Source organism: Acidovorax sp. sic0104 (assembly GCF_019219095.1).
In the GTDB taxonomy this organism is placed as follows: Bacteria; Pseudomonadota; Gammaproteobacteria; order Burkholderiales; family Burkholderiaceae_C; genus Acidovorax.
Genome location: NZ_JAHUWH010000001.1, coordinates 849,649 through 872,697 on the forward strand (window position 1 = coordinate 849,649; position 23,049 = coordinate 872,697).

General features: G+C 65.9%; 20 protein-coding genes. All 20 read right to left on the reverse strand.

Annotated elements, in window-relative coordinates; all coding sequences use genetic code 11:
- Positions 1–4 precede the first annotated feature (4 nt).
- The 20 genes from KW835_RS03875 to KW835_RS03970 all read right to left on the reverse strand — a co-directional run bounded on the left by KW835_RS03875 (position 5) and on the right by KW835_RS03970 (position 23,047).
- Positions 5–745, reverse strand: coding sequence for a TetR/AcrR family transcriptional regulator (locus KW835_RS03875; RefSeq protein ID WP_218380940.1), 741 nt, complete (start codon positions 743–745; stop codon positions 5–7).
- Between the two features lie 1,919 nt (positions 746–2,664).
- Positions 2,665–3,441, reverse strand: a complete 777-nt coding sequence (locus KW835_RS03880; protein ID WP_218380941.1) for an enoyl-CoA hydratase — start codon at positions 3,439–3,441, stop codon at positions 2,665–2,667.
- A gap of 7 nt (positions 3,442–3,448) precedes the next feature.
- Positions 3,449–4,318, reverse strand: a complete 870-nt coding sequence (locus tag KW835_RS03885) for an acyl-CoA thioesterase II (protein WP_218380942.1) — start codon at positions 4,316–4,318, stop codon at positions 3,449–3,451.
- Positions 4,319–4,342: 24 nt separating this feature from the next.
- On the reverse strand, positions 4,343–5,242 hold the full coding sequence (locus KW835_RS03890) for an alpha/beta fold hydrolase (RefSeq protein WP_218380943.1): 900 nt from the start codon (positions 5,240–5,242) through the stop codon (positions 4,343–4,345).
- A 360-nt stretch (positions 5,243–5,602) separates the two neighbouring features.
- Positions 5,603–6,802 carry an acetyl-CoA C-acyltransferase gene (locus KW835_RS03895; protein ID WP_218380944.1) on the reverse strand — a complete coding sequence of 400 codons (1,200 nt, stop codon included), beginning with the start codon at positions 6,800–6,802 and terminating at the stop codon, positions 5,603–5,605.
- A gap of 15 nt (positions 6,803–6,817) precedes the next feature.
- Complete coding sequence (locus KW835_RS03900) at positions 6,818–7,327, reverse strand: DUF4442 domain-containing protein (protein ID WP_218380945.1); 510 nt, start codon at positions 7,325–7,327, stop codon at positions 6,818–6,820.
- 11 nt (positions 7,328–7,338) lie between these two features.
- Positions 7,339–9,741, reverse strand: coding sequence for a 3-hydroxyacyl-CoA dehydrogenase/enoyl-CoA hydratase family protein (locus KW835_RS03905; protein ID WP_218380946.1), 2,403 nt, complete (start codon positions 9,739–9,741; stop codon positions 7,339–7,341).
- A gap of 114 nt (positions 9,742–9,855) precedes the next feature.
- On the reverse strand, positions 9,856–10,293 hold the full coding sequence (locus KW835_RS03910) for a DUF2147 domain-containing protein (RefSeq protein WP_218380947.1): 438 nt from the start codon (positions 10,291–10,293) through the stop codon (positions 9,856–9,858).
- Positions 10,294–10,337: 44 nt separating this feature from the next.
- Positions 10,338–12,134 (reverse strand): acyl-CoA dehydrogenase C-terminal domain-containing protein, encoded by a 1,797-nt coding sequence (locus KW835_RS03915; protein ID WP_218380948.1) that lies wholly within the window; start codon positions 12,132–12,134, stop codon positions 10,338–10,340.
- Positions 12,135–12,139: 5 nt separating this feature from the next.
- Positions 12,140–12,889 carry a TetR/AcrR family transcriptional regulator gene (locus KW835_RS03920; RefSeq protein WP_218380949.1) on the reverse strand — a complete coding sequence of 250 codons (750 nt, stop codon included), beginning with the start codon at positions 12,887–12,889 and terminating at the stop codon, positions 12,140–12,142.
- Between the two features lie 173 nt (positions 12,890–13,062).
- A complete protein-coding gene (gene slmA, locus KW835_RS03925; protein ID WP_218380950.1) occupies positions 13,063–13,725 on the reverse strand; it encodes a nucleoid occlusion factor SlmA in 663 nt (220 codons plus the stop codon).
- A 221-nt stretch (positions 13,726–13,946) separates the two neighbouring features.
- Positions 13,947–15,398, reverse strand: coding sequence for a sensor histidine kinase (locus KW835_RS03930; protein WP_218381055.1), 1,452 nt, complete (start codon positions 15,396–15,398; stop codon positions 13,947–13,949).
- Between the two features lie 126 nt (positions 15,399–15,524).
- Positions 15,525–16,217 (reverse strand): response regulator transcription factor, encoded by a 693-nt coding sequence (locus tag KW835_RS03935; protein ID WP_218380951.1) that lies wholly within the window; start codon positions 16,215–16,217, stop codon positions 15,525–15,527.
- A gap of 57 nt (positions 16,218–16,274) precedes the next feature.
- Positions 16,275–17,165, reverse strand: coding sequence for an acetylglutamate kinase (gene argB, locus KW835_RS03940; protein ID WP_056164040.1), 891 nt, complete (start codon positions 17,163–17,165; stop codon positions 16,275–16,277).
- A gap of 103 nt (positions 17,166–17,268) precedes the next feature.
- Entirely contained in the window at positions 17,269–18,372 is a 1,104-nt protein-coding gene (locus tag KW835_RS03945; protein ID WP_218380952.1) for a glycosyltransferase family 4 protein, read from the reverse strand.
- A gap of 220 nt (positions 18,373–18,592) precedes the next feature.
- On the reverse strand, positions 18,593–19,243 hold the full coding sequence (locus tag KW835_RS03950; RefSeq protein WP_255593221.1) for a lytic transglycosylase domain-containing protein: 651 nt from the start codon (positions 19,241–19,243) through the stop codon (positions 18,593–18,595).
- A gap of 50 nt (positions 19,244–19,293) precedes the next feature.
- Entirely contained in the window at positions 19,294–19,950 is a 657-nt protein-coding gene (locus KW835_RS03955; protein ID WP_304505159.1) for a DapH/DapD/GlmU-related protein, read from the reverse strand.
- Between the two features lie 15 nt (positions 19,951–19,965).
- Positions 19,966–20,934: a methyltransferase domain-containing protein gene (locus KW835_RS03960; RefSeq protein ID WP_218380954.1), complete on the reverse strand. Its 969-nt coding sequence runs from the start codon at positions 20,932–20,934 to the stop codon at positions 19,966–19,968.
- A complete protein-coding gene (locus KW835_RS03965; protein ID WP_218380955.1) occupies positions 20,931–21,821 on the reverse strand; it encodes a lysophospholipid acyltransferase family protein in 891 nt (296 codons plus the stop codon). The genes KW835_RS03960 and KW835_RS03965 overlap by 4 nt, the downstream gene beginning before the upstream one ends.
- Positions 21,818–23,047 carry an ABC transporter ATP-binding protein gene (locus tag KW835_RS03970; protein ID WP_218380956.1) on the reverse strand — a complete coding sequence of 410 codons (1,230 nt, stop codon included), beginning with the start codon at positions 23,045–23,047 and terminating at the stop codon, positions 21,818–21,820. The genes KW835_RS03965 and KW835_RS03970 overlap by 4 nt, the downstream gene beginning before the upstream one ends.
- Positions 23,048–23,049: the final 2 nt, after the last annotated feature.

A 23,049-nucleotide genomic window follows, 5' to 3' on the forward strand; every position in this document is an offset into this window, starting at 1 on the left:
GGCGTCAAACGTTCTTGGTGTGGATGAACAGTGCCAGAGCGTCGTCGGTCAACGCGTTCAGCGACTTGCCTTTTTTGGGTGCGAACCACTGCACGGCCCAGTTGAGCGCTCCGAAGATGAAGAGCCGCGCGACGGCAGGGTCGGCCTGCAGCGCCTTCTGGGTTGCCAACGCCTGCAGCGTGGGCATCCAGGCAGCCTCGTAGGTGTCCTTCACGCGCGCGATGCTCTTGCGCTGCGAGGGCGTGAGCGAGCGCCACTCGTACAGCATCACCGGAATGAACCCGCTGCGCGGCCCGAGCAACACCTCGAAATGATGGCGGATGAGCACCCGCAAACATTCGTGCGCAGTGGCCGCCGGCCGGCTTTGCGCCAGCGTGTCCAGGGCCTGCTGCTGGCTTTGCACGGCGGCAGCCATGCCTTCGTTCATGACGGCAAAGAGCAGCGCGCTCTTGCTTTCGAAGTGGTAGAAGGGCGAGCCGCTGTGCATGCCCACGGCGGCAGCGATGTCGCGCGTGCTGGTGGCTGCAAAGCCTTGGGTCAGGAACAGTTTTGCGGCGGCGTCCATGAGCTTGCGACGGCGGTTGCCGTCGTCCAGCTCTTCAGCGGTCTTGCGGGGGCGGCCGCGGGGGCGGCGGGGTTGCTCGCCGGCGGCGAGGGGTGGCGAGGTTGCAGCCTTGCGCTGGCGGGCTGGCGGGGGGGCCAGAGAAGGAGCGGATGTGCGGGTACGCTGGGCGGGGGATTCCATGCCTGGCACGATAGCAAAACGTCTTATTTTTAGCAAGCAAGTGCTTTGTAAAAATAATCTTTGATCGCGATGGGCAGCCTGGGTACGTGCTTCGCGCATCCGTTCGCGTTGAGCTTGTCGAAACCGGGGCGCCTTACCCCCGCCCGTTCGGGCTGAGCTTGTCGAAACCGGGGCGCGCTCGCGGGCTCGCTGATGCGCAGCATGCCTGGTTCAAGGGCGGAGGCCGGGAGTCGCCCGGCGGCGAGTGTCTTTCTTTTGCTTCGCCAAAAGAAAGGCACCAAAGAAAAGGCGACCCTGCTGTCTGCGTCCCCTTCGCTGCGCTGCGGGGCGACCTGGGGTGCTCGGGCGCGGGGTGTGCCGCAGAACTCACTGCGCGCTGCGCGCTCCGTTCAGACAACTGCGGCAAGTCAGAGCACGAAGGCGTGTGTCCTGCGGCACACGCCCACCCCGCCCCCTGCGCGCCCCAGGCGCATCCAGAAGGGATGGGGGGCCAAACAGCCACACGGGCCATCGCGTTGCTCGGCCCCGCCCGCGCAGCGCGTGGCGCTTGCGCCCGCGAGATGGGGCCGAGCAACGCGATGGCCCGTAGGGCTGTTTGGATGTTCGGCTGTCCACCCCCTGCTGGCTGCGCCTGCGGCGGGGCGGTTGCGGGGTGAGCATGCGCGTCGGAGCGCGCATGCTTCGTGTACTGACTCGCCGCAGTTGTCTGAGCGGAGCGCCGCAGGCGCGCAGTGAGTTCTGCGGCGCACCCCGCAACCGCCCCGACGCAGGTTTGCCCCGTAGCGCAGCGAAGGGGTCGCAGGCTGGGGGTCGCCTTTCTTTTGGGTACTTTTCTTTGGCGAAGCAAAGAAGAAGTACCTCGCCCGCCGGGGCGAACTCCCGGCTCCCGCCCTTGAACCAGGCACACCGCCAATCAGCGAGCCCGCGAGCAGCACCCAGGTTTCGACAAGCTCAACCCGACCGGGCGGGAGGCAAGACGCCTCAACTTCGACAGGCCCAGCACCGCCTGCGCAGCGCGCGGTGCAAAGCGCCCGCGTCTTGGGAGCCGAGCAACGCGATGGCCCGTGTGGCTGTTTGGATGTTCGGCTGTCCACCCCCTGCTGGCTGCGCCTGCGGCGGGGCGGTTGCGGGGTGAGCATGCGCGCTAGTGCGCGCATGCTTCGTGCACTGACTCGCCGCAGTTGTCTGAACGGAGCGCGGTAGCGCGCAGTGAGTTCTGCGGCGCACCCCGCAACCGCCCCGACGCAGGTTGCCCCGCAGCGCAGCGAAGGGGTCGCAGACTGGGGGTCGCCCTTTCTTTGGTGACTTTCTTTCGGCGACGCGAAAGAAAGTTACCGCGCCGCCGAGCGCGCACCCCGGCTCCCGCACTCCACACAAGCACACCACCCAATCAGCGAGCCCGCGAGCAGCACCCAGGTTTCGACAAGCTCAACCCAAACGGGCGGGAAGCAAGGCGCCTCAACTTCGACAGGCCCAGCACCGCCTGCGCAGCCCGTGGCGCAAAGCGCCCGCGAGATGGGGCCGAGCGCAGCAATGGCCCGTGCGGCTGTTCGGCTGTCCACCCCCTGTTGGCTGCGCCTGCGGCGGGGTCGCAGACTGGGGGTCGCCTTTCTTTTGGGTACTTTTCTTTGGCGAAGCAAAGAAGAAGTACCTCGCCCGCCGGGGCGAACTCCCGGCTCCCGCCCTCCACACAAGCACACCGCCAATCAGCGAGCCCGCAAGCAGCGCCCCGGTTTCGACAAGCTCAACCCGAACGATTGGAGGTCACACACCCCAACTTCGACAGGTTCAGCCAAAACGGCAAGGCGTTGCAATACGCAAAGGCTTCGACGATCTCAGCCACGGAAAGTCAAAAGCAAGCGGCCCTCAGGCCCCGACAGACTCCATCAAACAGAATGGCCGTTCCGAAAATCACCCCTTCAGACTGCACTGAAATCAGGCTTGCGCTTCTCCATGAATGCCGAGAAAGCCTCCCGCGCCGCCGGCTCACGCAACATGCGCCCAAAGCTCTCGCCCTCTTGCGCCATCACCTCCAACACCTTCTCCGTCTGTCCACCCTTCATCAATCGCTTCGTCTCGATCAACGAAGACAAGGGCTTGGCCGCCAGCTTGCGCGCCTGGGCCTGCGCCACGCCATTGCACTCGGTGGGCGGCACCACGCGGTTCACCAGCCCCACTTCCAACGCAGCCTCGGCCATGAAAGGCTCGCCCAGCAGCAGCGCTTCGGCCGCACGGTGATACCCCAGCATCTGCGGCACCAGCAGGCTCGATGCGGCCTCTGGGCACAGGCCCAGGTTGACGAACGGCATGGAGAACGCCGCGTTGTCGCCCGCGTAGACCAGGTCGCAATGGAACAGCATGGTCGTGCCGATGCCCACGGCCGGGCCGCAGACCGAGGCGATCACGGGCTTGGGGAAGGTGGCAATGCCGCGCAGAAAACGGAACACAGGCGAGTCCTGCGTGGCCGGGGGCTGCTGCAGAAAGTCGCCGATGTCATTGCCCGCGCTGAAGATCGCCACGTCGCCCTGGAACACCACCACGCGCACGCTGGCGTCGGCCTTGGCGGCGTCCAGCGCGTCCGCCATGGCGGCGTACATGTCGCGCGTGATGGAGTTCTTCTTGTCCACGCGGTTGAAGGTGATGGTGGTCACACCGGATTCGGTGTGGGCGAGGATGTCGGGGGTCGCTGTGCTCATGGTGCTCTTATTCCTTGTAGTAAACGATCTGGTGGCTGGTGGCCAGCATGGTGCCAGCCTCATTCCACAGCTGCACGGTCTGGTCGAAGAAACCGTTGCGAAACTCCTGCCCGCGCGCCTGGCCGAGCAGGAAGCCGGTGCCGGTGGCCTGCAGCTGTTCGGCCGTGGCATGAAAGTACACGGTGATGGACACAGTACCCGCAGGCACCTGGCGCGCACGGCGCAGCCATACGCGGGGGAAGAACACATCGGCCAGCGCGGCCAGTGCGCAGAAGTCGAGGGCACGCGGGGGCGCATCGCGCATCCACAACTGGGTCAGGCTGTGGTCCCCACTGCCGTCCCAGGTGCGCGGGATGAAGCCAGCGATGGGGCGCATCTCATAGCGGTTGAGCCATTCGACCGCACCGGGGGGCGCCACGATGGCCTTGTGCTGCGCGGGCGGGGGCACCTCGGGCATGGGCACGTCGCCCACGCTCCAGGTTTCGCGGCGCACGGCAGTAACGGCCGTTGCCGTGGTGGTGACCACGGGGGCGCCATTGGCGCCGGCCTGCAGGATGGACAACGTCCAGTGCTGGGTGGATCGGTTGGTGCGCACGGGCGTGGCTTGCACGGTGAATGGCCCTTCGGCCAGCGCGCCCGCATAGTTCACGGTGAGCGACAGTGGGTCACCCAGGCGGTCGGGGTGCTGCATCACGGCCTGCAGCAGCGTGGCGGCCGTGATGCCACCGAACGGACCGACCATGTTCCAGTAGCCCGCGTGGGTGGTGCCTTCGTACTGCCCCACGCCAGCGGGCGCAGATGTGGAGGCAGCCGCAGGGGCCAGCGCCAGCGCTTCGTCCAGCGGATGGGAGGAAGAGGATGAAGAGGAGGTGGTCATAGATTGGATGATGCGAGTGTGCCGTCAATGGGCGGCTCCGGCGGTCGTACCGGTGACTGCGGGCACAACGCCAGCACGTCCCAAGGCGGCCAGGGCCTCTGCGGCGCGCGGCCACAGGCTCTGGCGGAACTGGTCTCGAAAGAAACCGAAGTGCCCGATGCGCCGCACCTTCACATCGGCCGGCGTGATGCTCTCCACACGGCGTTCGGTGTTGGCGTACAGGTTGACAAGGTTGTGCGTGCCGCGAAGGGTCATCAGCTCGTCGTCGGCCATCGACAGCGCGAGCACCGGAAAGCGCACCGCACCGTAACTGCGCGCCACCGCTGGCCCCTCGGCACCGACGCTGTATGCGGGATGAAGGCACCAGCGCCGCCACTGCAGGATCACCCCTGCCGGCAGGTCACCCACCTTCTTGAGCGTGCGGCCTGGAAAGTACCCGCACAGCCGCGTGGCCAATGGCACCAGCACCCACCAGAAATACGGAACGATGCGCTTGAGCTGCGGCGCGTTGTCGCGCCAGTAGCCACTGCCGGACGCCACACTGAGCAGGCCCGCCACCTGCTCGGGCTTCTTGAGCAGCCCCGGCAGCTGCGCGCCCAGGCTGTGCCCCAGCAGGTACAGCGGCTGCGATGGCGATGCAGCCTTGGCGGCGGAGATCACGGCCTCGTAGTCCTCGGCCCAATCGAACAAATCCGCCTTCACATCGCGCATCGCGCCCTGCAACGAATCGCCGTGCCCCCGGTAGTCGAAGGTGGTCACCCGAAACCCCTGCTGCGACAACCACAGCGCAAAGCCTTCGTAGAACGACTGCCGCACCCCCATCGCCCCGCCGATCACGACACTGGCGCGCTGAGTGCCCTCGGGTTCGTAGACTCGCAGCGCCAAAGACACTGCGGCGTTGACCTGCAAGGTTTGCTTGTTCATGTCTGTCTCCTTGTTTCGAAACCGATCTGCGCCGGCTTGAAGAGAAAGAAACTATCGCTGAGGGCTGGGCACTGGCTTCGACAAGCTCAGCCCGAACGGGGGGGACTCGTGGACTGGCTTCGACAGGCTCAGCCCGAACGGGCGGGGGCGGGTCGGGGTCTCTGTCCGGGTCGGGGCCGGGATGAGACCATCCAAATCATCCTGCCCCGCTTCCCCCTGCCTTCCCCCCCACCCTCCAGGGCGTAGCGAGCGGGATCAGCTGCTAGGCGGACGGAGCACAGGAACCGGAACGTACTTCCTGTACGTGAGGGTTCCGAGCACCGCCCAACGACGCAGATGATCCGCGCAGTAGCCAACCCACTACAACGCCTCGATGATGCCGGCGGCGCCTTGTCCTGTCCCTACGCACATGGTGACCATGCCGTACTTCAGCTTGTGCCGGCGCAGCGCATGCACCACCGTCGCCGCCCGGATCGCACCCGTGGCGCCCAGCGGGTGTCCCAGTGCGATCGCGCCGCCCATCGGGTTCACCCGGCTCGGGTCCAGCCCCAGCGTATTGATCACGGCAAGCGACTGCGCGGCAAAGGCTTCGTTCAGCTCGAACCAGCCGATGTCTTCGTGCTTCAGGCCTGCATATCGCAGGGCCGCAGGGATCGCCTCGATGGGGCCGATGCCCATGATCTCGGGCGGCACGCCGCGGGCTGCGTAGCTCACGAAGCGGGCCAGGGGCGTAAGACCGAACTGCTTGACCGCCTTTTCGCTGGCCACTATGAGGGCACCGGCGCCGTCGCTGGTTTGCGAGCTGTTGCCCGCCGTGACGCTGCCGCGCGCCGCAAACACGGGCTTGAGCTTGGCCAGGCCTTCGAGGGACGTATCGGGGCGCGGACCTTCATCCAGGCTCACGGTGCGGCGCTTTTCCACCACTTCGCCGGTGGCAAGGTTGGGCGTGCGTTCCACGACCTCGAAGGGCGTGATTTCGTCGGTGAACTCACCGGCCTTTTGCGCCTTGATGGCGCGCAGGTGGGATTCGAGGGCGAACGCGTCCTGTGCCTCGCGGCTGACCTTCCACTGCTGGGCCACCTTCTCCGCCGTGAGGCCCATGCCGTAGGCAATGCCCACGTTCTCGTCCTTCGCAAAGATCTCGGCGTTGAACGACGGCTTGTTGCCGCCCATGGGCACGAGGCTCATGGACTCGGCGCCGCCGGCGATCAGCACGTCGGCCTCGCCCACACGGATGCGGTCGGCGGCCATCTGCAGCGCGGTGATGCCCGAGGCGCAGAAGCGGTTCACGGTCACGCCGCCCACGGGGTGGTCGAACGCCAGGCCCACGGCGATGCGGGCCATGTTCATGCCCTGCTCGCCTTCGGGGAAGGAGCAGCCGATGATGGCGTCTTCAATCGCCTTGGGGTCCAGCGTGGGGACCTGCAGCATGGCGCTCTTGATGGCGGCGACCAACAGGTCGTCGGGACGGGTGTTCTTGAAATAGCCGCGGCCCGAGCGCCCGATGGGCGTGCGCGTGGCAGCGACGATGTAGGCGTCCTGGACTTGTTTTTGAGCCATGGTGTTGAAACTCCTTCAATGCTTGGCGGGGCGGCTGGAAGGAATCCAGGCCCACGTAAATACACATTCGACCGGCTCCACGCCGGCTTCGTCGGTCACGGTGACTTGCACCTGCACCTCGCCCTTGTCGCTGGCCTGCATGGCGGCACGCTGCTCGGCGGTCAGCGTGGCCACGGCCTTCAAGCCGCCGGTGGCGCGCTTTTTGAACGCCATGGACAGCTCCTTGGCCAGCGGGATGCAGTCGTCGCGCACGTTCATGCCGACCACCATGCCGGTGGCCGTTTCGGCCAGCAGGTTCATGGCCGAGGCGTGCACGCCGCCGATGTGGTTGTGCACGCGGTGCTCATTGGGCAGGCGCACTTCCACACGCTCGGGCGTGAGCGACACGAACTTCACCCCGGCCGTGCCGGTGAAGGGCACGGCCCGGCGCAGGATGATGTTCTGCACGAAGCCGCGCATGAAGGCGGGTGCCTCGTCCAGGCGCATCAGCGAGCGCTGGAGTTTGTTGGGGGCGTGGTCCGTCATGGTGATGGCGGTCAGTTGCGGACTGGCTTGCCTGTCGAGAGCATGCCCAGGATGCGTTCATGCGTCTTGGGCTGGGCGATCAGGTGGCAGAACACCTTGCGCTCCAGCGTGAGCAGGTATTCCTCGCTCACCATCGCACCCGCATCCACATCGCCGCCACAGACCACCTCGGCGATCATCGCTGCGATCTTGAAGTCATAGGCGCTGATGAAGCCGCCGTCGCGCATGTTCACCAGCTGCGCCTTGATGGTGGCCAGACCGCTGCGGCCCGCCACGGGGAACAGGCGCTTGTGCGGCGCACGCCAGCCGCTGGCGGCCATGGACTTGGCTTCGTTGATGGCCACGAACAGCAACTCGTCCTTGTGCGGAACAATGACGTCGGACTCCAGCAGGTAGCCCAGCTTGCGCGATTCGAGCGCGCTGGTGCCCACCTTGGCCATGGCGGCGGCGGTGAAGCCTTCGGTGAGGAAGGGCAGTATGTCCTTGCCCGTGGATGCCGCCATGTTCTCGGCGGCGCGGCGCGCGATGTAGGTCAGGCCGCCCGCGCCGGGCACCAGGCCCACGCCCACTTCGACCAGGCCGATGTAGCTTTCCATGTGCGCCACGCGCTTGGCGGAGTACACGGCCAGCTCGCAGCCACCGCCCAGCGCCATGCCGTGGATGGCAGCCACCACGGGCACCTGGGCGTAGCGGATGCGCATCATCAGGTTCTGCAGCTCCTGCTCGATGCTTTCCACCGCATCGGCGCCGCCAACCATGAAGGCGGGCATGGTGGCTTCCAGGTCGGCGCCCACGCTGAAAGGCGCGTCGCCAGACCAGATCACCATGCCCTGGTACTCGGACTCGGCCAGTTCCAGCGCTTCCATCAGCGCTTCCATCACTTCGGGGCTGATGGCGTGCATCTTGTTCTTGATGCTGGCAATCAATACCTGGCCGTCGAGCGTCCAGGTGCGCAGGGCCTTGGACTCGGCAATGGTGGTGCCGGCGGTGCGCCAGTCGGGCAGGCTGGTCTCGCCCAGCAGAGCCTCGGGGAAGATCTGGCGCTCGTACACGGGCAGTTGGCGGCGGGGCACGAATTGGCCTTGCGACGCACTCCAAGAACCTTGTGCCGTGTGCACGCCACCGGCTTCGGCCACCGGGCCCTTGAAGACCCACTCGGGCAGCGGTGCCTTGCACAGCGCCTTCCCGGCGTCGATGTCTTCCTGGATCATCTTCGCGACTTCGAGCCAACCGGCTTCCTGCCACAGCTCGAAGGGGCCCTGCTTCATGCCGAAGCCCCAGCGCATGGCCTGGTCCACGTCGCGGGCGTTGTCGGCGATGGTGCCCAGGTGCACGGCGGCGTAGTGGAAGCTATTGCGCAGGATGGCCCAGAGGAACTGGCCGGGCGCGCCTTCGGCGTTGCGCAGCAGCTTGAGGCGTTCGGCGGCGGGCTTCTTGAGCATGCGCGCGTACACCTCGTCGGCCTTCTGGCCGGCGGGCACGTACTCTTCGCTTTCCAGCTCAAAGCGCATCACATCGCGCCCGACCTTCTTGAAGAAGCCTGCCTTGGTCTTCTGACCCAGGTTGCCCAGTTCCAGCAGCTTTTTCAGCACGGCGGGCGTGCCAAAGCTTTCGTAGAACGGGTCCGTCTCGATGCTCAGGTTGTCCTGCAGCGTCTTGATGACGTGGGCCATGGTGTCCAGGCCCACCACGTCGGCGGTGCGGAAGGTGCCGCTCGATGCGCGGCCGAGCTTCTTGCCCGTGAGGTCGTCCACCACATCGAACGTCAGGCCGAAGTTCTCGACCTCCTTCATCGTGGCCAGCATGCCGGCGATGCCGACACGGTTGGCCACGAAGTTGGGCGTGTCGTGCGCACGCACCACGCCCTTGCCCAGGCCGCTGGTGACGAAGGCTTCGAGCTGGTCGAGCACTTCAGGCTGGGTGGTGGGGGTGTTGATCAGCTCCACCAGCGTCATGTAGCGCGGAGGGTTGAAGAAGTGGATGCCGCAGAAACGCGGCTTGATGCTCTCGGGCAGCACTTCGGACAGCTTGGTGATCGACAGGCCCGAGGTGTTGGACGCCAGGATGGCGTGCTTGGCCACGTGGGGCGCGATCTTGGTGTACAGGTCGAGCTTCCAGTCCATGCGCTCGGCAATGGCCTCGATCACGAGGTCGCATTCCTTGAGCAGGTGCATGTGCTCTTCGTAGTTGGCCTGCTGGATCAGCGCCGCGTCGTCGGCCACGCCCAGGGGCGAGGGCTTGAGCTTCTTGAGGCCTTCGACGGCCTTGGTGACGATGCCGTTCTTCGGACCTTCCTTCGCAGGCAGGTCGAACAGCACCACGGGCACCTTCACGTTGACGAGGTGGGCAGCGATCTGCGCGCCCATCACGCCTGCGCCGAGCACGGCGACTTTCTTCACTTGGAATCTGGACATGGTTTGTGTCATTTCAAAACCGTTCGGGCTGAGCTTGTCGAAGCCATGGCGAGGAGTTTGCAACCAGCCCTTCGACAAGCTCAGGGCGAACGGAGTGTTGATAGGGAGTGGCGCTTACTGGACGCGCATCCAGGTTTGCGTGCGGCCGAACGGGCCGATCGAGCCGCGCACTTCGAGCTTCTTGCCCCCCTCGACGGGGGTCATGCGCAGGGTGTAGTTGCGGCCGTTCTCGGGATCGAGAATCTTTCCGCCCTCCCACACCTCTTTTCCGTCGGCCTTCTTGGCGCCGCGGATGATCTCCAGGCCCAGAATGGGCTTGCCCTTGCGGTCGTCCGAGCATTCGTCGCAGACCTCATCGGGCTTGGCATCCTTGGACAGGCGCTTTTCCAGCGCTCCGTTCAGCACGCCGCCGCCAATGTCGCGGATACGGATTTCGGCCTTGGCCTCGCCGGTCTTGTCGTCGATGTTGCGCCACAGGCCTTCGGGCGTTGCCTGCGCCCACGCGGGCACCGCCGACGCTACAAAAACAATAGCTACTACCGCTTTATACATAAGCGCTCCGTGCCAAAAAAGCTTGAAATCCGCAGATCCACCGGTCAGGCCAGGGCCAGATCCGTGTCCATCAGCACCTTGCTGCCCGCACGGGCCGTGCGCATCAGCGTGACGGTTTCGGGGAACAGCTTGGCGAAGTAGAAACGCGCGGTCTGCAGCTTGGCGCCGTAGAACGGGTCGGTGTTGCCGGCAGCGATCTCACGCAGCGCAACCTGGGCCATGCGGGCGAACAGGTAGCCGAACACCAGGTGGCCGGCGACGCGCAGGTAGTCCACGGCGGCAGCGCCCACTTCGTCGGGGTTCTGCATGCCCTTGAAGCCGATCTCGGTGGTGAACTTGGTCATCTGGTCGCCCAGCATCGCGATCGGGTTGATGAACTCGGCCATCTTCTCGTTCACGCCTTCTTCTTCCACCAGCTTGCCGATCAGCTTGCCCAGCTTCTTGAGCGTGGCACCGTTGTTGCCCAGGATCTTGCGGCCCAGCAGGTCCAGCGACTGCACGGTGTTCGTGCCCTCGTAGATCATGTTGATGCGGTTGTCGCGCACGTACTGCTCCATGCCCCATTCCTTGATGAAGCCGTGGCCGCCGAAGACCTGCATGCAGGCGTTGGTGGCAATGTGGCCGTTGTCGGTGATGAAGGCCTTCACGATGGGGGTGAGCAAGGCCACCATCTCTTCGGATTCGGCACGCACCTTTTCGTCGGGGTGGCTGTGCACCTTGTCCAGCAGCAGCGTGCAGAAGATCTGCAGCGCGCGGCCGCCTTCGGCGTACGCCTTGGCGGTGAGCAGCATCTTGCGCACGTCAGGGTGCACGATGATGGGGTCGGCGTCCTTGTCCTTGGCCTTCACGCCCGAGAGGCTGCGCATCTGGATGCGGTCCTTGGCGTAGGCCAGCGCGTTCTGGTAGGCCACTTCGGTCAGGCCCAGCGACTGGTTGCCCACGCCCAGGCGGGCGGCGTTCATCATCACGAACATGGCGGCCAGGCCCTTGTTGGGCTGGCCCACCATGGTGCCGATGGCGCCGTCGATGGCGATCTGCGCCGTGGCGTTGCCGTGGATGCCCATCTTGTGCTCCAGGCCCGTGCAGTAGATGGGATTGCGCTCGCCCAGCGAGCCGTCGGCCTTCACGTTGAACTTGGGCACGACGAACAGGCTGATGCCCTTGCTGCCCTTGGGCGCATCGGGCAGGCGGGCCAGCACCAGGTGCACGATGTTGGCGGTCATGTCGTGCTCGCCGGCGCTGATGAAGATCTTGTTGCCGGTGATCCTGTAGGTGCCGTCGACCTGCGGTTCGGCCTTGGTGCGCAAGAGGCCCAGGTCCGTGCCGCAATGGGGTTCGGTCAGGCACATGGTGCCGGTCCACTCGCCGCTGGTGAGCTTGGGCAGGTAGATCTTCTTTTGCTCTTCGGTGCCGTGGGCGTGCAGGGCTTCGTACGCGCCGTGCGACAGGCCGGGGTACATGGTCCAGGCCTGATTGGCCGAGTTCATCATTTCGTACAGGCACTGGTTCAGCACGAAAGGCAGGCCCTGGCCGCCGTAGGCGGGGTCGCACGACAGTGCCGCCCAGCCGCCTTCGACGTACTTGGCGTAGGCGTCCTTGAAGCCCGATGGTGGCTTGACCTCGTGCGTGGCCTTGTCGAGCACGCAGCCTTCGGTGTCGCCGCTGATGTTCAGGGGGAAGGTCACTTCGGCAGCGAACTTGCCGGCTTCTTCGAGCACGGCATTGATGGTGTCCACATCCACCTCGGCGTGGGGCGGCATCGCCTTGAATTCATCGCTGACCTTGAGCACTTCGTGCATGACGAATTGCATGTCGCGCAGGGGCGGCGTGTAGGTAGGCATGGGGTTTACTCCTTGGAGGTGGTGGTTTGGTTGGAAACTTTGCGGCGCTTGGCGACGGCAGGGGTGGCTGCGGGCGCGGCGGCCGGGGGACTGGTTTGTGCGCTGCTGTAGCGCGCCAGGATGTTCTGAAAGCCCTGCACGGCCCGGCCCATGGAGCCTGGTGTCTGCAGGAATCGCGCCTCGTAGTGCAGCGCGAGGATGAGGCCGTGGATCTCGAAAAGCATCTGCTCGGCATCGGTGTCCACTCGCAATTCGCCCAGGCCCTTGCACTGCTCGATGGCACGGCGCATGGCGGCGTGCCAGGTCAGCACCGAGCTGGCCAGCGCGTCGCGCACGGGGCCAGTGCGGTCGTCGAATTCAACGGCGCCACTGATGTAGATGCAACCCGAGTCGATTTCGATGGAAGTGCGCTTCATCCAGTTGTCGAACAGGGCCGACAGGCGCGCCACGCCACGCTCGGCGGACATGGCGGGGTAGAAGACTTCCTGCTCGAAGCGGGTGTGGTACTCGCGGATGACGGATATCTGCAACTCTTCGCGCGAGCCAAAATGGGCGAAAACGCCCGACTTGCTCATGCCGGTGACGTCAGCCAGCGCCCCGATGGACAGGCCTTCCAGCCCGATGTGCGTGGCCAGGCCCAGCGCCGCCTCGACGATGGCCGCCTTGGTTTGCTGGCCCTTTTGCAGGGCACGGCCGGTGCTGCTGCGGGCGCGTGGGGCGCGGCTGGCCTGGCTGGATTCAGAGGTGGCTGGCATGCTGGCAAATAAAAACGAACGTTCGTTCTATTCTGCAGCAATTTCAGGGCACCACCAAAACCCCTGAAAAAAATAGGGAGGGGCGTCCAAACAGGCGTTGCGATGGCGCCACCCCCGGGCGGGGCCGCCTCGCCCTCGGGGGCTGCTGCCGCAGCCCGCGTGACGGGAGACTGCTACAGCATCAGCGCGAGGCTGGCCTCGAGGTGTTCGGACGGCAGCCGCTTGAAACCCGAGCGGGCATAGCGCTGCAGGCGCCCCACCGCAAAGGCGGTGAGCACGCTGGCCGCCACCTGCGCATCCACCGTGGGCGTGGCCGACGCGGCCGTGGCGGGCCGCAGGCACTGGCGCAAGGTGGATTCGATGCGGTCGAAGAACTGGTTCATGCGCTGCTGCAGGCGTTCGTGCTCGAACACCAGGGCGTCGCCCACCATCACCCGCACCATGCCGGGATTGCGCTCGCCGAACTGCAGCAGCAGGCCCACGATGCGCGCAGCCTGGCGTGCGCCGACCTCCGCAGGCTGGTCTGGGTCGGGCACGTCGCGCCCCATGATCTGCGCCACCAGGGTGAAAACGGTCTGCTCGATGAAGTCGATGAGCCCCTCGAACATCTGGGCCTTGCTGGCGAAGTGGCGGTACAGCGCCGCCTCGCTCACCGACAGGCGGGCTGCCAGAGCGGCGGTGGTGATGCGCTCCGCGCCCGGCTGCTCCAGCATGGCGGCCAGGGCCTGCAGGATCTGCACGCGCCGCTCGCCCGGCTTGGGCCGCTTGCGCGCAGCGGGGGCGCCCTCCGCGTCGTCGGTGGAGACTGGCTCGGGCAGGGGCGAAAGTTCAGACATGCAGGACAGGCGCTCAGGTAGGGCCCGGCCGTCCATCCGCACACGCCATCGGCATCTGCGGCTTTACAGCAGGGCAAGGATCAACACGGCTTGCGCATCGGTCGGGCAGTGATGCCGCCCTCTGTGGCCAACGACCAAGGCCGTTGCCCATGTTTGCACAAGTCAATCTTGTATGTAAATGATTCTCGCACAGGGCTTTGCCCCGGCCGCAGCGCTTGTCGCTACGGCGGAAACACCACCGTGACGATCAGCCCGTGGCCTTGCGCGCCCGTGCCTAGCGTGAGGGAGGCCCGGTGCACACGAGCGATTTCGTCCGCAATGGCCAGCCCCAGGCCCGTGCCCTCCCCCACTGTGCCTGGCACGCGGTAGAAGCGCTGCATCACGCGCGCTCGCTCCGCCTCCGGTACGCCGGGGCCGTCGTCTTCGACCTCCAGGAACACGCGTGGCGGCCCCGTGCGCCCCTGGCGCATGCCGCAGCGGATGGTGACGATGCCGCCTGCGGGCGTGTACTTGATGGCGTTGTCCACCAGGTTGGAGAGCAGCTCGCGCAGCAGCCAGCCGTGGCCCGTGACGTGCACAGGCTGCACCTCCTGGCCCAGGTCCAGTCCCTTGCCGGTGGCAGGGTCGAGAAAGGTTTCGAGCAGCGTCTCGCACAGGTCCTTCAAATCCACCCGCTGTGTCTGCTGCGCATCCAGGCTGCGCGCGTCCGCGCGCGACAGGGCGAGTAGCTGGTGCGCCAGCTGCGAGGTACGGCGCGTGGCATTGCGCAGCTTCTCGATCTGATCAACTCCTAAAACAATAGCACCTTGCGCCCGACCATCGGGGGCTAGCGCCTGTTTTCCATAAAAATCTGGCAAAGACACCCGGGGCGGTGCCGCCGCCTTGGCCATCATGGCCCAGGCTTCCACCTGGGCCTGCAGGCCGGCCAGCGGTGTGCGCAGCTGGTGTGCAGCGTCGGCCACGAAGCGGCGCTGCCCTTCCGCCTGCGCATTGACGAGGGCGAACAGCCGGTTGAGCGAGTGCACGAGCGGTCGCACCTCGGCCGGGGACGAGGCTTCGTCGATGGAGCTCAGGTCACGGGGGGACCGGTCTTCCACCGCTTCGGCCAGGTCCACCAGCGGTTTGAAGGCCCGCCCCACGGCCCAGTGGATGGCCAGCGCCGCCGCCGCCACCAGCACGAGGTTGGGCAGCAGCACGCGCAGCAACAGTTGCTGCGCCCATTGCTGGCGCGGGTCGGAGCCATCGGCCAGGGCCACCACCAGCTCGCCGGCCCCGGTGCGCCCGCGCTGCACGGCCACGCGGTAGGTCACACCGCCGAACTCCACGCTGTGGAACTCCGGCGCCTGCGTGGTGGGCACGGCGCTGTGCACCCAGTCGTCGCCCAGCAGCAGCTTGCCCGACGGGTCGCGCACGCTGTAGCCCGAGAAGCCGGCGTTCTGGCGCAGGAAGTCCTCCACGGGCGGGGCCAGCAGCAAGAGGGGAGGCTCGTTGTCGCGGATGGCCGGGGCCAGCACCGAGTCGGACAGCGCGGGCAGCAGGCGCAGCAGGCGCTGGTCGTGCCGGTTGGCGGCCTCGTCGGCCGAGCGGTAGTCCAGCCACACCCCGACCATCGCCAGCACGCACAGTGGCAGCACGAGCAGCACCAGCAGCCGGTTGCGCAGGTCGGAGGTCATCGCGCGCAGACCGGGCCGCTGAGAGGGGGTGGGCCGGGTTTGCGTCATGGCGGTCAGGCAGACGGATAGAAGAAAAGAGAGGCAGGCAGGGCTGCGGGGGAAATGGATCGAAGACGCGGTGCCGGGTCAGGCCGCCTGGAGTTCAAGCCGGTAGCCGAACCCGCGGATCGAGCGCAGCGCCACCCCGTGGGGCTCGAGCTTGCCGCGAAGCCGGGAGACATAGACCTCGACCGCGTTGGGCGTGATCTCCTTGTCCCAGCCGGTGAGCGCCTGCAGCAGTTTGTCCTTGCTGGCGGGCTTGGGGGCGTTGATGAGCAGGTATTCGAGCACCGTCCACTCACGCGGGCCGAGCTCGATGACCTGCTCGCCCTCGCCTGCGCGCACCGTGGCACGGCGGCCTGCGGTATCGAGCTCCAGCGGGCCGAAGCTGAGCACCGCCGTGGTGGCAGCCTGCGAGCGGCGCAGCAGGGCGCGCAGCCGGGCCAGCAGCTCGGGCAATTCGAAGGGCTTGACCATGTAGTCGTCCGCCCCCAGGTCCAGGCCCTGCACGCGGTCGTGCAGCGCGTCCCGCGCGGTGAGGATCAGGACCGGCATGGACGGACTGGCCATGTCGGGGCGGCGCAGGCGGCGGGTGAGTTCGAGGCCGTCCATGGCGGGCAGGCCGATGTCGATGATGGCCGCATCGAACGATTCGGTGCGCAGCACTTCTTCGGCGCGCTCGCCGCTGCCCACCCAGTCCACCGCGTAGCCCGCGTCGGTAAGGCCCAGCTTGATGCCGCTGGCCACCATGACGTCATCTTCGACAAGCAGAAGTCTCACGCTTGCTCCCCCTGGTGGTCCACCGAAAGACGGCCCCCGCCCCGCATCATTGTGGCCTCAGTGGGAGCGGATCATGGTGCCGTAGGCCTGATCCGTCAGGATCTCCAGCAGCATGGCATGCGGCACCCGGCCGTCGATGATGTGCACGGCGTGCACGCCAGCCTTGGCGGCATCGAGCGCACCGGCGATCTTGGGCAGCATGCCGCCCGAGATGGTGCCGTCCGCGAACAGCGCGTCGATCTCGCGCGCGGTCAGGTCCGTGAGCAGGTTGCCCTGCTTGTCCAACACGCCGGGGGTGTTGGTCAGGAGCATGAGTTTTTCAGCCTGCAGCACAGTGGCGAGCTTGCTGGCCACCACGTCGGCGTTGATGTTGTAGCTCTCGTTGTTCTCGCCGAAGCCGATGGGGCTGATGACGGGGATGAAGGCGTCGTCCTGCAGCGCCTTCACCACACTCGGGTCGATGGAGACGATGTCCCCTACCTGGCCGACGTCGTGCTCGATGGCGGGGTTCTTGTTGTCCACCATCTTGAGCTTTTGCGCACGGATCATGCCGCCGTCGCGCCCGGTCAGGCCCACGGCCTTGCCGCCGGCCTGGTTGATCAGGCCTACGATGTCCTGCTGCACTTCGCCGGCCAGCACCCATTCGACCACTTCCATGGTTTCGGCGTCGGTCACGCGCATGCCCTGGATGAACTCGCCCTTCTTGCCCAGGCGGTTTAGGGCCGTCTCGATCTGCGGACCGCCGCCGTGCACGACCACGGGGTTCATGCCCACGAGCTTGAGCAGCACCACGTCTTCGGCGAAGTCGGCCTGCAGGGCAGGGTCGGTCATGGCGTTGCCGCCGTATTTGATGACCATGGTCTTGCCATGGAACTTGCGGATGTAGGGCAGCGCCTGGGCCAGAATTTCAGCCTTGTCGCGCGGTGCAATCGAAAGAAGGTCGGTCATGGAGGCGTGCCACCCGGAAGAAGAAAACTGTGAAGCGCAAATTGTGCCGCATTCGGGTCATGAGCAGCCAACCAGGGCGCCGCGTGGGCTTTTTGAGGGCCGATCAGTGCCGCAGCCAGTGCGGGACCTTGAATCGCACGATGGCGAGGTAGGCCATCACGTAGCTGATGACGAACAGGCCGCAGAACGCCATGAGCAGCGGCGTGTTGTTCCAGAACAGGACGGCAGGCACCACGGTCAGCAGCGTGAAGCCCCACAGATAGGGCGAAGTGCGGTTGTTGCGCATCAGCACCCGGCGCGATTCATCGTCATGGAACACGCCGCGCACGATGCGGCGATAGATCAGCTGGTGGAAATGCAGTGCGTCCGCCACGCCGGGAGATACGCCACGCACCGCTTTGCGGTAGATGGAGAAGATGGTCTCCCACACGGGGTAGATCAGCAGCAGCATGGGAAACCACGGCGAGACATCGGCGTTGCGCTGCACCAGCGAAATGCTGGCCAGGGCGATCACCACACCCCACACATACGCCCCACCATCTCCGGCAAAGAGCATCCCGCGGGGGTAGTTCCAGACCAGAAAGCCCCCGGTGGCGGCGGCCGTGGACACCAGAAGCGCCGCCAGGGCACGGTCGCCAACCTGCAGCGCCACATGGGCCAGCGCGAGACAGACGATCAGGGCCACCATGCCGGCCAGACCGTTGTACCCGTCGATGATGTTGAAGGCATGCGGCAGGCCCGCCACCGCCAGTACCACGATGGCGACACCGATCCACGGGGCCGCCGCCAGTGCGGCATCCAGCCAGGGCCAGCCCATGCGCGGCAGTGTCAGGTCCAGCAGCATCACCGCAAGGACGCCAGAGGCTCCTGTGAGTATCAGGCGGTAGCGTACCGAGAGCCGCTGGGTCATGTCTTCGGCAATGCCGCCCAGCGCCGCCGGCAGCAGCACCACCAGCCAGCCACCCACCCAGATCCCCAGGCGCAAGGAGCCGGGATCTCCCCATTTCAGGGACTGCAGCATTCCCAGGCCCCATCCGCACCCAATGCCGACAAGCAAGGCCGCGCCGCCCAGCCGGGGTACGTCACCCAGGTGAAAGCGCTGAGGCATGCCGTTGCCATAGACCGCGGCATGGCTGCGCATCCACCGTACGATGTAGCCAGCAGCCAATGCTGCGACGATGAATGCGACCACAGACAACCAGATCATGAGCGGCCGATGGTAACTGCACTCGGTACACACGCCTGTAATAAAGCGCTAGAGCGGGCGTCCTTCCGCAGCGACAGCCACCCTCCCAGGTGAAATGATGCCTTTTGCGGCGACTGGCCGGCAGATGCCGTGCGCCCAGGACGACAAGCCCGGGTTGCGCAGGGCCGATTCGACTCGCAATACACCATCGAGAGGACGCCTGGCCTTGTGGAGCGGGGGGTCAGCGGACCAGCCCGCGGTAGAAACGCATGACCTTTTCCACGTACTGCTGCGTTTCCGGATAGGGCGGTATCTTTCGGCCGTGCTTGATGACAGCGCCCTCGCCTGCGTTGTACGCCGCCAGCGCGAGTTCCTTGTCACCATCGAACATGCGCAGCAGATCTGCGAGATAGCGGGTACCGATCTGCGCGTTGACCTTGGGCTCCATGGCTGCATGCTCGCCCTCGTGGGCCGGACGCGACGCCACCCCGTACCGCTCGGCGGTGGCGGGCATGACCTGCATCAGGCCGAGCGCGCCCTTGCGCGACACGGCCTTGACGTTGAACGCGGACTCCGCAGCCGCGACCGCGATCACGAGCGCGGGGTCCAGCGACTGCGCCTCGGCTGCGGCCTCCAGGTGTTGCTTCACATCGCCGTATCCCGCAAACTGCGACGCGGAGCTGCCGCGAGGCTCCTTGCCCTTGGCCGACGAGGCGGCTGGCACCCGGCTGAGCCACACCAGCCCCCGCGGCGCCGACGAAGGAGGCACATTGCCGATATGGGTCACGCCGTCCTTGTCCACAAACTCCCAGACCTGGTCTGCGCGGGCGGCCGACACCCCTCCCCACAGAAGGAGCAGCAGGAGCGCGACACCCCACAGCCTGTGCGCCATGCCGTGCCTTGACTCGACCTCGTCAGAGCGCCTTGGCCAGATGCTTGCATTCATTGGGAAACACGCCCCATCCCTAGTAAACCCTTGAGTCTTGACATCCACCGCTGACGCAGGCCGGCCACCGGAGGCTGGCTCGCGCCGGCCCAGGCATCGCCCCGCCGGGCACGGATCAGGCGGGCAGGAACTCCCGCAGCCACCATGCCTGCGGGCACGTCTTGGCGCACCACGGACCCCGCAGCGACCACCGCCCCGCGGCCGATGGTCACGCCCTCCAGCACGATCGCGCCGGCACCGATCCAGGCGCCGTCTTCCACCACGATCTTTGCGCGCGTGATGCGGTTGCGCGCAATGATCACGTCAGCGCCCTCGTCGATGGCGTGGCCTGCGGACAGAATCTTGGCATGCGCACCAATGAGGACGTCCTCACCGATGTCCAACCCGCCCTCGCCCGAGAGGTACGCGCCCACATTGACGATGGTGCGCGCGCCAATCCGCATGCCCACGCATTCGTCTGCAACCACATCACCCAGAACGAGCCGCGTATAGGAATAAAGGCTCACGCCGTCACCCAGCCGCAGCACGCCCTCCCGCTGGCTGAAGCGCATCACGGACACCGTAGGGTCCACCCGGCAATCCACACCCATCTCGTCAATACCGGGGTGGGACCGGGTGAAGTCCGGCACACCCAGCAACGTGGCCTGCGTCATGGAGTATCCGCCCCCTCAGGCCTGGCCCTTGGAGCCCAACCAGCGCCGCATCCTGGATGCAGGGCGCGCAGCTGCCTCGGCCTGCGCCGCGAGCTTCTCCTGGCGCAGGGCCTCTGCCTCACGCTGGGCAGCCTGCAGGTCTGCCTGCATCTTCTCGATGATGGTCTTGGCTTCGGCAAACGCTTTCTGGTGCTCCAGCAGCGATGCATGTTCGCTGGCGTGCACCAGTGTCAATGCCTGCAGCTCGTCCCGCATTTTCTCGCTGGCAACCCGTGCCTCGCGCACGGCCCAGGCGGATGCGTCCACCAAGGGCGTGGCAACCACCATCCACTCATAGACATCAAAATCCACGCAACCCGAGGCAAGGCTTTGCCGCTGCGCTTCGGAGATGGCGTTCCAGCACGATGCGAACTCGCTGGCCTCGATGGGGTGCCGGTACGGCTCCCAGTAGCGGGGCGACCAGCCCAGCTCCAGCAGCGACTGCTCCATGCTGCGGCGCGTGAAGAACCGCAGGTGGGTGCGATCCAGCAGCCCGATATCGGTGTAGTCGAAGACACCATTGATCAGGCCCGCAACCACACCGCCGTACGACACATTGGGTATCGAAATGATCAACGCGCCCGCAGGCTGCATCATCGCTGAAAGAGCCTTGAGCACGGCGTCCGGGGATCGCAGGTGCTCCAGCACGTCGCAGGCCAGGATGGCATCGAAGCGGCGCCCCTGCAACGCTGCGATCCAGCCGTCGCCGTCCAGGTCGGCGTTGATGACCTCCACGCCCATCCCGGTCAGGCTTGGCAGGGCGCCCGGATCGTTTTCCACCACGGTCACGCTGTAGCCGCGGTCCACCATGACCTTGGTCATCGCGCCCGGGCCGGGGCCCAGTTCGAGCACGGCGCCTTGCGGAGGAAGGCGACGCAGCAAGCGGGCAGCCCACGCATCCCCATCGGGATCGAAGGCGTAGTTGTATCTATCAATGTCTGTCAAAGCCGTTCCTCCCCATTTGTCCGCTGCCACATGTTGTCCAGAACCCCCCATTGCCACCAGGCCCAGGGGCGCTCTCGAACATCCCGCTCCAGCCGCTGGATGACAGCATCCACGGCGGCTTTGGGATCTTCCGGCAGAGGGTCCACGTCCACCCGCAGGTGGTCCACCGCCTGCGTGTAGCTGATCGCATGCACCAGGGGCACACCCGTGGACTTTGCCAGACGCTCGATGCCGGTGGGCAGGCTGATTTCCCCACCCAAAAAAGGATGTTTTCGCAACCGGCCGAATGTGGGCTGCCAGACATCCGCCAGAATGATCCAGACCTCGCCGGCGGCCAGCCCTTCGTGCACGGGACGCAGACTCTCGCTGGTGCTGCGGTACTGCCCCTGCATCACGCCCACGAGGTTGTTGACCTTGCGGGTCAGGAACCGGCGGTGCACCGGATCCAGATCGGGGTTGTCCAGCACCGGCATCGTCAGGGCATTCATCTTCAGGCCCTTGCGCGCGAACGCCACCAGGCTTGTCATCAGCCGGTCAAAGTGGGTCAGGACAATGATGAAACCTTTTTTCCGGTCCACCAGCCTCTGCACATGCTCCCACCCCTCAAGTTCGATGGAAGGCCCGTTGGCGCCGCCAAGGCGTGGCAGGGCCGTGCCGTCGATCATTTCCAGGGCCAGCATGTCCATGTGGGCACAGGCCCACTGCATGCGCTGCGCCGGCGTGGACTGCGGGAACATCTGCTCGAAACGCATGAGCAGGAAGTCCTCCGTGGAACGGCGCGCTTCGCGCGGGTCGCGCCCCAGGCGAGGCGCCAGCTTCCAGGGCAGGGTTCCCGGCAATCTGGCCAGGCCAGGGTAGCCATATTGCATCCGCCAGTCGTTGCTCATTCGACCGCCACCCATTCATGGTCCAGGGCCACCAGCCCGAATTCCGTGTTACGCAAATTCAGTACCGTGAAGGGCTGTACCAGCTCGGCCATGTCCAGCATCTGGATGGCCGTATCGTCCAGGGTGTAGACACTCCAGAGGTACTCCCCCGACAGCAGGGGCAAAGACGGGAACTTCACCCGCAGGCGGTGAAGGCCCACGCCCCGCAGGCCGCCCTTGGGCTCGCGGAACTGCGTGCCCGTTCCGAAGACGTTGTCCTTGTCCGGCCGCACGATGAAGAAGGCCACATGGAACGGTGCGTCGGTGTACGCCTCGACCTCGATCTCCACCGACAGGTCCTGGAACGAATCCACCTGTGCCGGATTGATGCCGTCGCCCGTTTCGGTGGTGATGCGCACGATCTTGACCAGCGGCGTGTCCACAGGCACGGGCGCTGCGCTTGCCATCTGCGGGGCGCCGTCCGCAGGCCGTTCCGAGGATACGCTGGCGCGTAAATAGGCATAACGGCGGCGCTCGTGGGCTTCGTAGGCGGTCACTACATCTTCGGTCTTGCCCATGGCCTCCACGCGCCCGCCATGAATCCATGCGGCTCGCTGGCACAGGCTGCGAACCTGGTAGAGGTTGTGGGAGCAGAACAGCACCGTCGCACCGCGCTCGCGCAGCCCCAGGATGCGGTCCAGGCTCTTCTTCTGGAAATGCAGATCCCCGACGGACAGCGCTTCATCCACGATGAGCACGTCGGGGTCGATGGCCGTCGCAGCCGCAAACGCCAGCCGCATGAACATGCCCGATGAATAGGTCTTCACAGGCCGCTCCAGCGTCTCGCTCGACAGCTCCGAGAATGCCGTGGACCGCACGATGAAATCTTCCATCGCCGGCCCCTCCAGGCCATGGAGTGCAGCCATGAAGCGGATGTTGTCGTGGCCCGATTCTTCGGGGTGAAAGCCCGCTCCCAGCTCCAGCAACGCGGCCACCCGCCCTGCTTTCGTGACATGTCCGCGCGTGGGCCGTATCGTGCCCGCAGCGATTTTCAGCAAGGTGCTCTTGCCTGCACCGTTCTCGCCGATCAGGCCGAATGTCTCGCCGGCCTGGACCTCGAAGTCCACGCCGGTCAAGGCCACATGCACCCGGTGGCGCGGGCGGCGCGTCACCCATTCCCACAGCCTGTCCTGGGGACGCGTGTACACCTTGTAGGTTTTCTCGATGCCGTCAAAGCGTATGGTCATGG

What these genes read in the sequence shown, in the direction of transcription:
- KW835_RS03875 (WP_218380940.1), bottom strand. Translation starts at nt 745, where the DNA reads ATGGAATCCCCCGCCCAGCGTACCCGCACATCCGCTCCTTCTCTGGCC.
- KW835_RS03880 (WP_218380941.1), bottom strand. Translation starts at nt 3,441, where the DNA reads ATGAGCACAGCGACCCCCGACATCCTCGCCCACACCGAATCCGGTGTG.
- KW835_RS03885 (WP_218380942.1), bottom strand. Translation starts at nt 4,318, where the DNA reads ATGACCACCTCCTCTTCATCCTCTTCCTCCCATCCGCTGGACGAAGCG.
- KW835_RS03890 (WP_218380943.1), bottom strand. Translation starts at nt 5,242, where the DNA reads ATGAACAAGCAAACCTTGCAGGTCAACGCCGCAGTGTCTTTGGCGCTG.
- KW835_RS03895 (WP_218380944.1), bottom strand. Translation starts at nt 6,802, where the DNA reads ATGGCTCAAAAACAAGTCCAGGACGCCTACATCGTCGCTGCCACGCGC.
- KW835_RS03900 (WP_218380945.1), bottom strand. Translation starts at nt 7,327, where the DNA reads ATGACGGACCACGCCCCCAACAAACTCCAGCGCTCGCTGATGCGCCTG.
- KW835_RS03905 (WP_218380946.1), bottom strand. Translation starts at nt 9,741, where the DNA reads ATGTCCAGATTCCAAGTGAAGAAAGTCGCCGTGCTCGGCGCAGGCGTG.
- KW835_RS03910 (WP_218380947.1), bottom strand. Translation starts at nt 10,293, where the DNA reads ATGTATAAAGCGGTAGTAGCTATTGTTTTTGTAGCGTCGGCGGTGCCC.
- KW835_RS03915 (WP_218380948.1), bottom strand. Translation starts at nt 12,134, where the DNA reads ATGCCTACCTACACGCCGCCCCTGCGCGACATGCAATTCGTCATGCAC.
- KW835_RS03920 (WP_218380949.1), bottom strand. Translation starts at nt 12,889, where the DNA reads ATGCCAGCCACCTCTGAATCCAGCCAGGCCAGCCGCGCCCCACGCGCC.
- slmA (WP_218380950.1), bottom strand. Translation starts at nt 13,725, where the DNA reads ATGTCTGAACTTTCGCCCCTGCCCGAGCCAGTCTCCACCGACGACGCG.
- KW835_RS03930 (WP_218381055.1), bottom strand. Translation starts at nt 15,398, where the DNA reads ATGACCTCCGACCTGCGCAACCGGCTGCTGGTGCTGCTCGTGCTGCCA.
- argB (WP_056164040.1), bottom strand. Translation starts at nt 17,165, where the DNA reads ATGACCGACCTTCTTTCGATTGCACCGCGCGACAAGGCTGAAATTCTG.
- KW835_RS03945 (WP_218380952.1), bottom strand. Translation starts at nt 18,372, where the DNA reads ATGATCTGGTTGTCTGTGGTCGCATTCATCGTCGCAGCATTGGCTGCT.
- KW835_RS03950 (WP_255593221.1), bottom strand. Translation starts at nt 19,243, where the DNA reads ATGGCGCACAGGCTGTGGGGTGTCGCGCTCCTGCTGCTCCTTCTGTGG.
- KW835_RS03955 (WP_304505159.1), bottom strand. Translation starts at nt 19,950, where the DNA reads ATGACGCAGGCCACGTTGCTGGGTGTGCCGGACTTCACCCGGTCCCAC.
- KW835_RS03965 (WP_218380955.1), bottom strand. Translation starts at nt 21,821, where the DNA reads ATGAGCAACGACTGGCGGATGCAATATGGCTACCCTGGCCTGGCCAGA.
- KW835_RS03970 (WP_218380956.1), bottom strand. Translation starts at nt 23,047, where the DNA reads ATGACCATACGCTTTGACGGCATCGAGAAAACCTACAAGGTGTACACG.